Genomic DNA, 13,544 nt, shown 5'->3' with positions numbered 1-13,544 from the left:
GCTCCTAGCGAATACCGCTCACCGCCATGGACTCTGGCGCCCACTGCGCCGTCGATAGCGGCTCAATGTAGCGGATGCCGCCATGGGGGCCGACCACGCCATTGATGTTGTAGGTGCCACGCGACAGGTCGTACGTCATGAACGGGGTGGCATCGGGGACCTGCTGGTCATAGCTCTGGCTGAAGAAGGCGAAGGAGCCCCGATACAGCTGGCCATCGGTGTCGTACTGATCGGAGGCCACCGCGGCCCAGGTATCTTCATCCAGGTAAAAGCGGCGCTTCTGGTAGATGTGCTTGGCACCGGGCTTGAGATTGCCCTCGACGACGTAGACCCGGTGTTTTTCCCAGCGCACGTAATCCGGGGCAATGAAGTTGGGGGTGGTCAGCGATTTGGCTTCGCGGGCGTAGGTGAGTTTGTAAGTGTTGTACGGCACGATCATTTCCCGTTTGCCGACCAGCGTCCAGTCATATAGCTCCAACGCACGGGCGGTGCCGGGATTGGGCGTGTCGTAGGCCAGGATCGAAATCTGCTTGACCCGGCGCTGGGCCGGCATGTACTGCCAGGCGCGGCCAGGAAACTCCGTGGCATTGGTGGCGTTCTTGAGCATGATCGACTCGCCGGCTCGGCGCGCAGGCCCTGTGTAGGACAGTTTCAACTGATAATAAATGTCCGAGCTGCTGAACGGCTTCGACATGTTCTCGTAGATCGGGAAGGACACGTACGCCTCGCCGGTGACCGCCAGGCTCGGCACGCCCGCCGTGTCGACGGTCCAGGAGTCGTACTTGGAATGGATGTTGACGCCCTGGTAGCGCAACAGGAAATTCCACATCGCTTCGGCGCCGGACTGCGGGATCGGGAACGGCACGCCGGGCATCACATTGTCGATGGCGGTACCGCCTTCGAGGGACCTGGCGTTGGTGGCATTCTTGCGACTGTTGTCGAGCACCGCCTGTGGCAACGATGCAGTGCGGTGGGTCGGATACACATCGACTCGAAAGCCAGGGTAGCGCTTGGCCAACGCGACAGTGGTGGCGGTCAGCATGCCTGTGTACGCATCGACGTTCTTGCCGTTGATCACCAGCAGCGGTTTTTCGTGGGCAAAGGGGTCGGGGCGCATGCTGTCGCCGGCCTTGAAACTGGAGGGGGCCGTGGTCAGGCCACCGCTGTAGGGCGGAATGGAACCGTCGGCATTGCCGGCTTGCTCGGCACCCACTCCCGTCAGGCTGGTGCCCAGCCGGGCGGCTTCCTGGGTCGATACATAGGCGTGGGCATCGATGACCAGCCCCATGAGGGGGATGGCGGCCAGAAGACTTTTCACCAATTTCATCTTGTTATTCTCCTGCCAGGCGGACCAGGCAACTCATGACTCAGAGGCCACGGTCACATCCGTCGGCGCAATTGCCAGAGTTTGTACCTCCATTAGAAGACCTGCGATTGAGGGGTGCTTCGCATTTGACGACAGTTACTTGGCTATTGATGACAGGGGCAGAGCTTCGGCGAGGATGTGGAATGTGTTGGCCAGTGATCCGTCCGGGACCCACTCCACACGGGTGGGGGCGTGGACGTTAAGGCGGATTAACCTTCAGGCCTCATAAAACCCGCACGTTCTGCAAAGTTGGGGCGAATTCGAAGAGGTGTCTGTCGTGAACCGTTGTTTATCCACTCTGGCCGGTAGCAGTCGCAAGCTTGATGGTGGCGTGATGTTCGGTAATACGCCGCGGCAGTTGTGGGCTGAATGGATCAAGCCTGACCAGGACAACCTGGTGGACCTGGCCTCGCGGGGCCTGCTGGTGCAGCAAGGGGGCAAGAATATCCTGGTGCTGGCCGGTGCCAGCGCCTTGCTGGCGCCGCTGCGACGGACCTGTAGCTGTCAGAAACATCCGCCGGGGTTGCTCGACAGCCTGGCGCAACAGGGGCTGACTGAAGGCGATATCAGTGCGGTGGTGCTGACGCATCTGCACGCGCAACTGACTCCCGAACTGAGTGCGGCGATCGAGGAGGGCAATACGCCGCGCTTGCTGTTTCCTGCTGCGCATTACATTACCGGGGAGCGCCATTGGTCCCGTGCGCTTCACAACCATCCCCATGATCGCGCTTTATTCGTCCGCCAGATCGTGCGCAGGCTGCAAGGCAGTGGGCGGCTGGTGCTGGTCGATGACGCGCGCTGCAAAGAGCTCGGCGACGGTTGGCAGTTCCACTTCAGCGATGGCTACACCCCAGGGCAATTGATCCCGGAAATCGCCATGCCCGGCGGGCCGGTGGTGTTTGCCGGCGATCTGATTCCCGGTACCCACTGGTTGCGCCTGGATGTGACGACGGCCAACGATCGCAATCCGGAAGGGTTGGTGGGCGAGAAAGAACGACTGTTGGACCACCTGGTGGCCAGCGGTGGTCGCCTGGTGTTCTCCAGTGATCCACAGATTGCGATGATCAAGATCATGCGTGATCGACATTCGCGTTACCAGGCGTTTGACACGTACACCACGTTGAGCCGTTTCGAGTGTTGATGCGTGCCCCTGCAGGAGCGAGCCTGCTCGCGAAGAACGTCCAGGCAACGCGGGTATCCAGACACCCCGCGTCACCGTTAAAGACCATCGCGAGCAGGCTCGCTCCCACAAGGCTTGCCCCCAGCATGGAGGGCTGAAACTGTAGGAGCGAGCCTGCTCGCGAAAAACGTCCAGGCAACGCGGGTATCCAGACACCCCGCGTTTCAGCGTGGCGGCTGCTGACTTCTCAGGAAATCCTGCACCAGGTTCGATCGGTCAAATGACTTGGCCGCCTGCACGGGCGGGTACTCGGCCAGGGTCTTCAAATGGTTGCCAATCAGTTCCCCCATGGGAGCGGCAATCCAGGCGGACTTCTGAACCATGTGGCCGTAGGAGTCGTTGCTGTCATAACTCTCGAACGGATCGCTGCGCAGGTTGAACATCAGCGTGGCAAACAACGGCTTTATCGGGGCGTAGTAGTCTTCTTTGGTCGAGAAGTGCAGCTTCCACGGACCCATGCGCACGGCGGTCAGTTTGCTTTCGATGTAATAGAGCAGGCTGGTGCGTGCGCTGGCGGGTGACTTGCCGGTCCAATAGTCGATGTTGTTGATGCCGTCGATGTACTGCTTTTTCTCGATTTTCATGCGCTCGACCACATCCGGCACGCCCGCTGCCGCGGCGAGGGAGGTAAACATGTCCTGGTGCGCCTGGATGCCATTCTTGATCTGCCCTGGCTTGATGACACCCGGCCAGCGCAACATCGACGGTACGCGCACGCCGCCTTCATACGTGGTCATTTTCTCGCCACGGAAGGGGGTTGTGGCGCCATGTGGCCAGGAAGCGTGTTCAGGGCCGTTGTCGGTGGAATACCAGACGATGGTGTTCTGATCCAGGCCATTCTCCTTCAGGAAATCCAGCAACAGACCGATGTCGTGGTCGTGCTGCATCATGCCGCTGCCCTGAGTGTCGTCTTCGTGGGTGTATTGGGCAGCAGCGTGTTTCCATTTATCGTTGAGATGGGTGTAGATGTGCATTCTTGTGGTGTTGACCCATACGAAAAATGGCTTGTCGTCGTTCTTCGCCTTGCGCATGAAGTCCATCGCATGAGGGATCAGTTCTGCGCCATCGAAGTCTTCCATTCGCTTGGTCGTCAGTGGTCCGGTGTCTTCGATGACCTGTTTGCCAACCAACCCGAAACGAGGGTCTGTCGTCGTATCGTCCTTGTCCGTGGCGAAGCTGTGCAGCACGCCGCGGGTGGCGAATTTTTTGGCGTAGGCCTGCGGTCCACCCGGATAGTCCTTGGCAAAATTCTGGTAATCGGCGTACTCACTCTGTTCCTCGGTATTGAGGTGGTACAGGTTGCCGAAAAACTCGTCGAAGCCATGCACCGTCGGCAGGTTGGGGTTGTTGTCGCCCAAGTGGTTTTTGCCGAACTGGCCGGTGCGGTAACCCACCTGTTTCAATACCTCGGCCAGGCTCGGTGAAGCAGCCTGCAGGCCGAGCTTGTCGCCCGGCTGCCCCACGGTGGTCATGCCGGAGCGAATCGGGTACTGGCCGGTGATGAACGCCGCTCGGCCGGCAGTGCAGGAAGGTTGTCCGTAGTGATCGGTAAAGCGAATGCCCTCCATGCCGATCTGGTCGATATTCGGCGTGGTGTAGCCCATGGTGCCCATGCCATAGGCACTCACGTTCTGCCAGCCAATGTCGTCGCCCCAGATCACCAGGATATTGGGCTTGGTCGTCTGGGCCTGTGCCATCGGCGCGGCGAGCATGGCGCAAGCCATGCCTGCCATGGCCAGCCGCTTGATACTTTCGATCATGAAGTGTCTCCTCATTGTCAAAGTGAATGCCAGGTCAGGGTGAGTCAGGCGAGCAACGTCTCGACCAACTGAGCCCGCAGTTCCGGTTTGCCCGCATACGGGTCGGGTGGATTGCGCTGCTCGACGATCGCATCGAAGCGCTCGCGCACGGAGCCCATGGCGTGGGGATGCGAGTAGATATAGAAATTGCGCTGGCGGACAGCCTCGAAGGTCAGGTGGGCGATCTGCTGGGCACTGACCTTGGCCGCGCCAGTAGCCTTCTGGTTCTGCGCCAGAGCCGCCGCCTGGGAGCGTGTCGGTGCGCCGGCATTAGCCAGATCGTTCGGGCGATTCCGAGCGGACAAGCTGATACCGGTGGGTACGAAGTAGGGGCACAGCACCGAGCAGTGCACCTGACAGGAAACCAGCGCGAGGTCGTGGTACAGCGTCTCGCTGAGCGACACCACCGCCTGTTTGGTGAGGTTGTAGGCGCCCAGCGTCGGCGCGTTGAGCAGCCCGGCCATCGAGGCGGTATTGATGATGTGCCCTTCGTAGTCCGGGTCATGCGCAGCGGCCGCCAGCATCAGCGGTGTGAAGATGCGCACCCCGTGGATCACGCTGCGCACGTTGACACCCAGAACCCAGTCCCAGTCCTTTTCACTGTTCTCCCACACAAGGCCGCCGGCGAGCACGCCGGCGTTGTTGAACAGCAGGTGTACGGCGCCGAACTCCGCCACTGCGGCATCGGCCAGAGCCTGGACTTGCGTGGCCTGCGAGACGTCGGTTCGCAGACCGATGACCGAGGCGCCGCGAGCGCGCAGTTCGGCGACCGTGGCCTCGAGCGCGTCAGCCTGGATATCGGCCAGCACCAGCTTCATGCCAAGCCCTGCACCCATCTCGGCGAAAGCCTTGCCGAAACCGGATGCGGCGCCGGTAATCACCGCTACGCGACCTTCGAAGTTCTTCATGACGGCACCGCCAGGGTTTCGAGCGCATGGCGCAGCGCTGCCGGCAGCGGCACCGGCCGGCGCGTCACGCGGTCGACGTAGACGTGGACGAAGTGGCCCTGCGCCGAAGCCTCGGTGTTGTCGTTGGCAAACAGACCGACTTCATAGCGCACGCTTGAAGTGCCCAGGCTTGCCACGCGCAGGCCGGCGCGCACCAGGTCGGGGAAGGCGATGGACGAGAAGTAGCTGCAATGGGTGTCGACCACCAGACCGACTACAGGGCATTGCTCGAAGTCGAGCAGGTTCTGCTCCAGCAGCCAGCCGTTGACCACGGTGTCGAACCAGCTGTAGTAGATGACGTTGTTGACGTGACCGTAGACGTCGTTGTCCATCCAGCGTGTGGTGATGTCGCGCAGGTAACGATAGTCGCCGCGCTCATGCGGTAGGGGTTTGTTCATGACTTCAAGCCTCCTGCTTCATGCGGCGCACGCGAATATCCGCCTGCTCTTTGTGGCCGGACATATGTTCATAGCCACACAGCCGCGAGCAGTACTCGCCAATCATCACGCTGGCCTCATCGGTCAGCACGCGTTGGTAGGTGTGGGTCTTGATGAACTTGCCCACCCACAATCCTCCGGTGTAGCGACCCGCGCCCATCGTCGGCAGTGTGTGGTTGGTGCCGATGACCTTGTCGCCATAGCTCACATTGGTGCGGTGGCCAAGGAACAGGGCGCCGTAACGGGTCATGCGATCGTGATACCAGTCCGGATCCTTGGTCATTACCTGCACATGCTCAGAGCACAAACGCTCGGCGACCTCCAGGGCTTCTTCGTCGGTGTCGCATAGATGGATCTCACCGAAGTCGTTCCAGGCCACGCTAGCGACCGGCGCGGTGTCCAGGCGCGACAGTACCCGGTCGATAGCAGCAGGCAGCTCTTCGGCGATTTTCTTGCTGGTGGTAACGCAATAAGCGGGGGAGGTCGGGCCATGTTCGGCCTGGCCCAGCAAGTCGACGGCGACCAGTTCGGCGTCCACGGTGTCATCACAGATCACCATGGTTTCGGTAGGGCCGGCGAACAGGTCGATACCGACGCGGCCGAACAGCTGGCGCTTGGCCTCGGCCACATAAGCGTTGCCGGGGCCGACGATCATGTCGACGCCGACGATGCTCTGTGTACCGATCGCCATCGCAGCCACTGCCTGCACGCCGCCAAGGCAGTAGATCTCGTCTGCACCGGCCAAGTGCATCGCCGCTACGATTTCAGGGCACGGCTTGCCTTCGAACGGCGGTGCACTGGCGATCACGCGCTTGACGCCGGCCACCTTGGCGGTGAGTACGCTCATGTGCGCGCTGGCGATCAATGGGTACTTGCCGCCGGGGATATAGCAGCCGACCGAGTTGACCGGAATATTGCGATGGCCGAGTACGACGCCGGGCAAGGTTTCGACCTCGACATCGTGCATCGAATCCTTCTGAATCTGGGCGAAGCGGCGAATCTGATCCTGGGCGAACCGGATGTCGTCGAGCGTCTGCCGGGGCAGACTGGCAATGCAGGCGTCGATCTGTTGCTGGGTCAGACGCATGCTTTGCGGCGCCCAGTTGTCGAATTTCTCGGAGTACTCGCGCACCGCTGCATCACCGCGCTGCTCGATGTCGGCGAGGATGCCTTCTACGGTGGCGCGCACCTGGGCTTGATTGCTGGCTTTCGCCTGGGCCGATTGACCCTTTTTGAGTTGTTGAATCACCGGTTATTTCCTCTGGATTGTTTTTGCTTTTGTGAGCTGGGTGTAGAGGTGGCGCTACGCGGAGGCGCGCTGTACCAGATGTCCCGGCACCTCGTGCAGCGCCTGGTTGGCGCCGTTGCCAGGGCGACCCTGGCCCAGCAAGCCGATGGCGCATTCGATCATTCGGCCCAGGGGCTGGTGCACCGTGGTCAGTGAGTTTTCGGGCCAGGCGGCGGCGCGGATGTCGTCGAAGCCGACCACCGCGACATCCTCGGGTACCCGAAGGTGGGTGTTCATCCGCAGGTAACTCAGTACGCCGAGGGCCATCACGTCGTTGGCGCAGAACACCGCGTCGATGGCAGGTTGGCCGACACTGAACAGTCGGGCTGCCGCCTCGCGTGCGCCTTCATAGGTGTATCCACCCTCAACGCAGGCCACCAGGCGTTGCCCCTGCGCGGCCAGGCCTCGCTTGAAGCCGCGCAAGCGGTCAGCCGTGGTGGAGATGCCCGGATCGCCGGACACAAAGGCGCAGGCCTGGCGGCGTTGTCCCACCAGATAGTCGGCCACCTCGGCGGCCATGCGCTCGTTATCGCAGCACACCGACCAGACGGTCACGTCCTCGACGCGGCGGTTCATGAATACCAGGCCGACACCCTGGCGTGCGCACAGGTCGGCCATGTGCGAAGACAACTTCGCGGCGGTCACCACGATCCCATCGACCTGGTACTGCAGCAGTTGCGGCAGCAGTTCGTCCGCGTCGCCCCCCGGTGGTACCACGAACAGCAGCAGTTGTCGGCCCGCCTGGCGCAGTTGCAGCGAAAGCTCCTCAACCAGTGCCGGATAGAAAGGGTTGGCCATATCGCCGACCACCAGCGCAACGATGCCTGTCTTGCGCTGGTTCAAGGAGCGGGCGATGGCATTGGGCCGATAGCCCAGTTCATCGGCCATGGCGAGTATGCGCACGCGTAGCTTGGCCGAGATACGCGATTGCGCATCGAAGGCGCGAGTGACCGTGGAGGTGGCGACCCCGATGCGTTGCGCAAGGTCCTTGGCGGATACCCGTACGACGGTCGCGCGGTTTGTTGCAGCGCAGCAATCGCCGGCAGTGCTGTCGTGCTTCATGTCGTTAGGTCCGGTCGCGTTTCAGTCTTGTGCAAACGTGTGCACTCATGGGTCCGATGCTATCGGTGCCGCACTGGTGTGGGCTCCCCCCAAAGAGAGGGGGGCGACCGGCTCGCCATGCACATAGCCTGTGTGAAATGGCGAAAAGCAGTGGACGAGATCCACACTGAAGGAGTCGATATGCGCAGTTCGGACATGGCCGCTCCAGGCCTGGATACCAATGACGACATTGTGCTCAAACTGCCCGCCAGGCCACGCAAGCAGCCCAGGCAGGCACGTTCGGTGGCCTTGGTCGAAGCCTTGAAAACAGCCGGGCGGGACGTCCTCGAACGGGAAGGGCGCGAAGCGCTGTCGATCTATCGTCTTTCCGATTATTCCGGGGTGGCGATCAGTTCCATCTACGAATACTTCCCCACGATGGAATCGCTGATCGCCGCCATTTTCGAGGATTACCGCGCTGATACCCGCCAGCAAATCATCCTCGACATCCATGCACTGCCGGCATCGGCGACGCTGTATGACGGCATCGAATTGGTGTTGCGCACCGGCCTTGCAGCCTTGCATCGCTGGGAGCAGATCGACTCGCAATTGAGCATCAAGGCCGCCTACTACGCTGAACTGGTGCGCCTGGACATCGTCAAGCCGGAGCGTTTCTGGATCTCGAAGGTCATGCCAGCCCTGGTACAGCGCTTCTGCAACGAGGTTCGGGTGCGTGATCGCGAGAAGGCGGGCTTCCTTGCCTATCAGGCGGTCACTGCGTTGCCCCGGGCGTTGCTGATCGAAAAACCGGACTACTTGCTTGAAGAGGACACCGTTCGCATGCTGGCGCGCATGCTCCATGCCTTGCTGACGACGGCGGATGAACAGTGACGCGGCCAACGCAGGCAGGTTCGCTTGGCGCAACTGACGCGGGCCTACCCGCTTCGAGGGGGCAGAAGGAGCGTAAGTCGTCCTAAGGTGGCGTAAAGGCGTTCATCGCCAGAGCCCATCTTTTTGGAGGTAATTGAATGATCCCGCGCACTCTCTTCGATCATGAACATTTAGCGTTTCGCGATAGCGTAAAACGTTTTCTCGCGCAGCAATGCACGCCGTTCCATGAACAGTGGGAAGAGGATCATCGGGTTCCCCGGCAGATCTGGGAGCGCGCCGGTGAGCTGGGCATGCTCAACGCCACGACCCCCCAGGCCTATGGCGGCCTGGGTTTGGACCGGCGCTTTTCGATGATCGCCGTCGAGGAAGTGGCCCGCGCCGGGCTTTCCGGCTTGAATGGCTTCAATGTGCACGACATCTGTGCCGGTTACCTGATCAACTTCGGCACCGAAGAGCAGAAACAGCAATGGCTGCCGAAAATGGCCAGCGGCGAAGTCATCTCTGCCGTGGCCATGACCGAACCCGATACTGGCTCCGACCTGCAAGCGGTCAAGACCCGTGCCGTGCTCGATGGGGATGACTACGTGATCAACGGTGCCAAGACGTTCATTTCCAATGGCACCAACAGCGACCTTATCGTGGTGATCGCCAAGACCGGCAATACCGGCAAAGGCTCGCGGGACATCTCGCTGATCCTGGTGGAGGCCGACCGGGTCGGCGTCACCAAGTCCAAACCGCTGCGCAAGGTCGGCCTGCATGCCCAGGACACCACCATGCTGTTCTTCCAGGACGTGCGGGTGCCCAAGGACAACATCCTGGGGGGCGAGCCTGGCCAGGGGTTCTACCAATTGATGAAGGAGCTGGCCTGGGAGCGCCTGAGCATTGGCATCCTGGCCATTGCGGCAAGCCAGGCAGTGCTCGAGCAGACCATTGACTACACGCGCGAGCGCAAGGCATTCGGTACGCCGATCATCGAATTCCAGAATTCGCGCTTCAAGCTGGCGGACCTCAAGACCGAAATCGTCATCGGCCAGACCTACATCGATCGCTGCATGGAGCTCATCCTGCAACACGAACTGAGCCCGCAGGCAGCGGCGGCGGCCAAGCTGTGGTGCACCGAACTGTATTCCAAGGTGGTGGATCAGTGTGTGCAGCTGCATGGCGGTAACGGCTATATGCTGGAGTACCCGGTTGCCCGTCATTACCTGGACAGCCGCGTCAACCGCATCTACGGTGGAGCCAACGACATCATGCGCGAACTGGTAGCGCGAACCCTCTGACTCGGCCTCCCGTCTACCTGGCCTCTTGTAGGAGCGAGCCTGCTTGCGATGGACGTCAACGATGACGCGTGCTGCCTGAATGATCGCGTTGTTCAAGCGTCCATCGCGAGCATGCTCGCTCCTACAGGGTAGCCCCCCTCGATTGTGGGGGGTGGGCTGTCTGTTTTCCCCGCCACAATCCTGCGCGCAACCATGACACGCGCTGTCTTTTAGCGGTGTTCGGGTAAATAATCCGACAATCGCCAGAAATGTGGCCATACCTCGCCGATTCGTATCAAACAGCCTCACGCTGCTTCGACGGATCTGGGGATCGGAGACCAGGCAAGACATGCATACCGACAAGCTGCTCGTATCGACCAAATTCGCGCCACCGCGCATTGGTACCCAGACCATCCTGCGCGAGCGCCTGCTCGAGGATCTGCGCGGCATGACGCAATGCCGCGTGGGCCTGGTGACCGGCAGCCCGGGTTTCGGCAAGACCACGCTGCTGGCCCAATGGCGGCAGGTGATGATGCGCTCCGGAGCGGAGGTGGCCTGGCTGGCATTGAGCGCCGATGACAAGCACGTTCCGATTTTCTTCGCTTATCTACGTGGCGCGTTGCAGCGACTGGGCATCGTCCTCGACAGCGGTGTGCCGTTGGAGGGCGCGCGGCCGGAGTTCATCGACGAGGTGGTGGCGACCATCGTCGAAGGTGCTGCCAGTATCAACAAAGAGTTGTTCCTGGTGATCGATGACTACCAACACGTCAGCGACCCGCGCTCGCACCAGCTCATGCAAAAACTGCTGGACCACAGCCCCGAGAACCTGCACTTCGTCATCTCGTCCCGGGTGGGTCCACCGTTGAGTTTCAGTCGGCTGCGCCTGAGCGGGCAGTTACTGGAACTCGATTGCGCAACCTTGCCATTCGATCTGGCCGAGTCCCGCGCTTTTCTCGAACAGAGCCTGGCGGCCTTGAAGCTCAGCCCGGAAGAACTCCATCAGATCCACGAGCTCACCAGTGGTTGGCCCGCCACGTTGCAGCTGGTGATCATCCTGTTGCGCAGCGACCCGCAATCGCGCGGTGCCTTGCGCGAAATGGGCTGGCGTTCCGACGACCTGCAGAGCTACCTGGCCGAAGACGTCATGGCCCATCTGCCACCCGAATTGGCGCAGTTCATGGAAAGCGTCAGTATTTGCCGGCGCTTCAACGCCTCCCTGGCGCAAGCGATTACCGGCGTCAACTCGGCGCAAGCCATGCTCAAGCGGCTGGACGAAGAAAACCTGCTGATCTTTCGCGTCGAAGCCGATGACCGTCAGCCGTGGTACCGCTTTCATGCATTGTTCGGCGATTTCCTGGCCACGCGGCTCGCCCGTCGTGACAGCGCAGCCCTGATCGAACTGCATAATCGGGCCGCTCACTGGTTCGCCGAGCGCAAGCTGCTGGCCGAGGCCGTACGCCATGCCACATTGGCAGGTGACCTGGACTTCGCTGCGCAACTGATCGAACGGGCAGCCCCGGCGACCTGGAGCCTGAGTCAGCTAAGCCCGCTGCTACGCCTGCTCGACCGCTTGCCGCAGGACATCCTGTTTTCCCGGCCGCGCCTGTTCTTTCTCGGTTGCCTGGCCTATGCACTCACGGCCCGCCCGGCCAAGGCCGAGGTCTGGCTGGAACAATTCCATCGCAGTGGTGCGGCGCAGCACGCTGACGTTGCCTATCGACTGCCGCTGGTGCAGGCGGCCATCGAAGTGCAGCGTGATCGCACTGAGCCCATCATTGGTTTGCTCGAGGATTTCCAGGCGTTGCCGGATGACTATTCCGTAACGCGTTTCGGCGCGCCGGCACTGCTGACCATCGCTTACCTGGCGGCCGGACGCATCGAGGAAGCGTTGCAATGCCTGGATGACAACCCCATCCCCGAAGCCGAGCGCAATGGCGAGATGGCGTTGGTGGCCGAAGGCGCCCGGACCCTTTGTTACCTGCAGGCCGGCCAGATGCGCGAAGCAGAGCGGATCGGTTCGGCACAACTGGCCCGTGCGGTGTCAGTGCACGGCCACCGTGCCGCCAGTGCCTATCTGGGGGCCGCCACGCTGGCCGAGGTCTACCGCGAGGTTGACCGTACCGATGAAGCGCGGGAAATCCTCGCCAACCGTAATGGCCTGCTGCAATGGGCCATGCCCGACACCATGCTGCGGGCGACGATTTGCCGGGCACGCCTGGACCTGCTCCAGGACAGCGCCGCGGTGGCCATGGCTTTTCTGGAACGCCAGGAACGACACTTTCGCACCATCAACCAGGACCGAGCCCTGGCGCACTGCCTGGCCGAGCAGGCCCGCATCGCGTTGCTGGAAAACGACAAGGCACTGGCCGCCGACAGGGTAGCCAAACTACAGGTACTGGCCGATAAACACCGCGACTCCCCGGGCTTCCAGGCAGACATCCCGGCCATTGCCGCGCTGGCGCAAGCGCGTCTGCTGCTGGCCACCAACTACCCGGACAAGGCGCTCGCAGCCCTGGCTATCCTGGGCACCTACGCGACGAAGTTCAGCCGCGGGCAATTGCAGGTCACCGGCCAGTTGCTCGAAGCGTGCGCGAAAAGCGACCTGCTGCAGCCCGAACAGGCACAAGCGCGCTTGCTGGAAGCCGTGTCCCTTGGCCGGCGCCTGGGACTGGTGCGCACCTTCCTCGACGAAGGCGAAGTGCTGCGCAAAATGCTCGTGGCACTGTCGAGCAAGCCGCTGGCCAGTGAGGATGAGATTTACTTGAGAGGGCTGCTTGAGCGCTTCGGTCCTGGAAGCGTCGGTCGCTCCAGCGAGTCATCGGCCAATGGCGCGTCTTCAATGCTCACGCCGCGGGAGCTGGCCATCCTCGAATTGATCAGCCAGGCGATGGCCAACAAGCGCGTGGCCCTGACGTTAAACATCTCGCTGGAAACGGTGAAGTGGAACCTGAAGAACATCTACGCCAAGCTGGGGGTTTCGAGTCGTTATGACGCGGTGTCGTGGGCGCGCAAGAATGGGTTGATTGAGTAGCAGGGGGGCTGCCAGGCCGAAAATCTGCAGGTCAATGCACCTTCTTGCGCAGTTCTTGGACTTTTCCTACATCTTAATCGGCGCCAACCACTGTAGGAGCTGCCGAAGGCACGATCTTTTGGAAATCACCGCGAACCGGGTGCTGGATCAGATTGGTCCGTCTCAATAGCTGTTGTCCAACCTGACACTCCACTTGTGGCGAGGGGATTCATCCCCGTTGGGTCGCGAAGCGGCCCCAAAAGAGGGCCTGCTGCGCAGTCCAACGGGGATGAATCCCCTCACCACAAAGTACTCAGTGCTGCTGG

The 13,544-nt window shown here is 61.5% G+C and carries 10 protein-coding genes; 4 read left to right on the top strand and 6 right to left on the bottom strand.

Features of this window, described 5'->3' with window-relative positions; translation table 11 throughout:
• Positions 1-4 precede the first annotated feature (4 nt).
• Entirely contained in the window at positions 5-1,327 is a 1,323-nt protein-coding gene (locus QLG10_RS13945; RefSeq protein ID WP_110754872.1) for a DUF1329 domain-containing protein, read from the bottom strand.
• A 316-nt stretch (positions 1,328-1,643) separates the two neighbouring features.
• On the opposite strand from QLG10_RS13945, the gene QLG10_RS13940 reads away from it, so the two are divergent.
• Positions 1,644-2,507 carry an MBL fold metallo-hydrolase gene (locus tag QLG10_RS13940; protein WP_248677439.1) on the top strand — a complete coding sequence of 288 codons (864 nt, stop codon included), beginning with the start codon at positions 1,644-1,646 and terminating at the stop codon, positions 2,505-2,507.
• Positions 2,508-2,710: 203 nt separating this feature from the next.
• Here QLG10_RS13940 and QLG10_RS13935 read toward each other — a convergent pair whose 3' ends face one another.
• From QLG10_RS13935 to QLG10_RS13915, 5 genes are read right to left on the bottom strand one after another with little or no spacing between them, the layout of a single operon-like run.
• The gene (locus tag QLG10_RS13935; RefSeq protein ID WP_282487549.1) at positions 2,711-4,306 is read right to left on the bottom strand and encodes an arylsulfatase; all 1,596 of its coding nucleotides are present in this window, start codon (positions 4,304-4,306) and stop codon (positions 2,711-2,713) included.
• Positions 4,307-4,350: 44 nt separating this feature from the next.
• A complete protein-coding gene (locus tag QLG10_RS13930) occupies positions 4,351-5,253 on the bottom strand; it encodes an SDR family oxidoreductase (protein WP_282487547.1) in 903 nt (300 codons plus the stop codon).
• Positions 5,250-5,690 (bottom strand): thioesterase family protein, encoded by a 441-nt coding sequence (locus tag QLG10_RS13925; RefSeq protein WP_248677442.1) that lies wholly within the window; start codon positions 5,688-5,690, stop codon positions 5,250-5,252. The genes QLG10_RS13930 and QLG10_RS13925 overlap by 4 nt, the downstream gene beginning before the upstream one ends.
• Positions 5,691-5,694: 4 nt before the next feature.
• Positions 5,695-6,978: a histidinol dehydrogenase gene (gene hisD / locus QLG10_RS13920; protein ID WP_282487546.1), complete on the bottom strand. Its 1,284-nt coding sequence runs from the start codon at positions 6,976-6,978 to the stop codon at positions 5,695-5,697.
• A gap of 54 nt (positions 6,979-7,032) precedes the next feature.
• Positions 7,033-8,079, bottom strand: coding sequence for a LacI family DNA-binding transcriptional regulator (locus QLG10_RS13915; RefSeq protein WP_248677443.1), 1,047 nt, complete (start codon positions 8,077-8,079; stop codon positions 7,033-7,035).
• Between the two features lie 180 nt (positions 8,080-8,259).
• On the opposite strand from QLG10_RS13915, the gene QLG10_RS13910 reads away from it, so the two are divergent.
• The 3 genes from QLG10_RS13910 (at position 8,260) to QLG10_RS13900 (ending at position 13,239) form a co-directional block, all read left to right on the top strand.
• Positions 8,260-8,949: a TetR/AcrR family transcriptional regulator gene (locus QLG10_RS13910; protein ID WP_282487545.1), complete on the top strand. Its 690-nt coding sequence runs from the start codon at positions 8,260-8,262 to the stop codon at positions 8,947-8,949.
• Positions 8,950-9,086: 137 nt separating this feature from the next.
• Positions 9,087-10,229: an acyl-CoA dehydrogenase family protein gene (locus QLG10_RS13905; RefSeq protein WP_282487544.1), complete on the top strand. Its 1,143-nt coding sequence runs from the start codon at positions 9,087-9,089 to the stop codon at positions 10,227-10,229.
• A gap of 328 nt (positions 10,230-10,557) precedes the next feature.
• A complete protein-coding gene (locus QLG10_RS13900; RefSeq protein WP_282487543.1) occupies positions 10,558-13,239 on the top strand; it encodes a LuxR C-terminal-related transcriptional regulator in 2,682 nt (893 codons plus the stop codon).
• The last annotated feature ends 305 nt before the right edge of the window (positions 13,240-13,544 follow it).

The sequence above is a fragment of the Pseudomonas sp. V98_8 genome, from assembly GCF_029967975.1.
Lineage (GTDB): Bacteria > Pseudomonadota > Gammaproteobacteria > Pseudomonadales > Pseudomonadaceae > Aquipseudomonas > Aquipseudomonas umsongensis.
The sequence above is the reverse complement of the archived record's forward strand: the minus strand, read 5'-3'. Positions and strand labels throughout refer to the sequence as shown.

Coding starts and splice junctions, on each gene's coding strand:
- QLG10_RS13930 (WP_282487547.1), bottom strand. CDS start 5,253: ATGAAGAACTTCGAAGGTCGCGTAGCGGTGATTACCGGCGCCGCATCC.
- QLG10_RS13905 (WP_282487544.1), top strand. CDS start 9,087: ATGATCCCGCGCACTCTCTTCGATCATGAACATTTAGCGTTTCGCGAT.
- QLG10_RS13925 (WP_248677442.1), bottom strand. CDS start 5,690: ATGAACAAACCCCTACCGCATGAGCGCGGCGACTATCGTTACCTGCGC.
- QLG10_RS13945 (WP_110754872.1), bottom strand. CDS start 1,327: ATGAAATTGGTGAAAAGTCTTCTGGCCGCCATCCCCCTCATGGGGCTG.
- QLG10_RS13910 (WP_282487545.1), top strand. CDS start 8,260: ATGCGCAGTTCGGACATGGCCGCTCCAGGCCTGGATACCAATGACGAC.
- QLG10_RS13900 (WP_282487543.1), top strand. CDS start 10,558: ATGCATACCGACAAGCTGCTCGTATCGACCAAATTCGCGCCACCGCGC.
- QLG10_RS13935 (WP_282487549.1), bottom strand. CDS start 4,306: ATGATCGAAAGTATCAAGCGGCTGGCCATGGCAGGCATGGCTTGCGCC.
- QLG10_RS13915 (WP_248677443.1), bottom strand. CDS start 8,079: ATGAAGCACGACAGCACTGCCGGCGATTGCTGCGCTGCAACAAACCGC.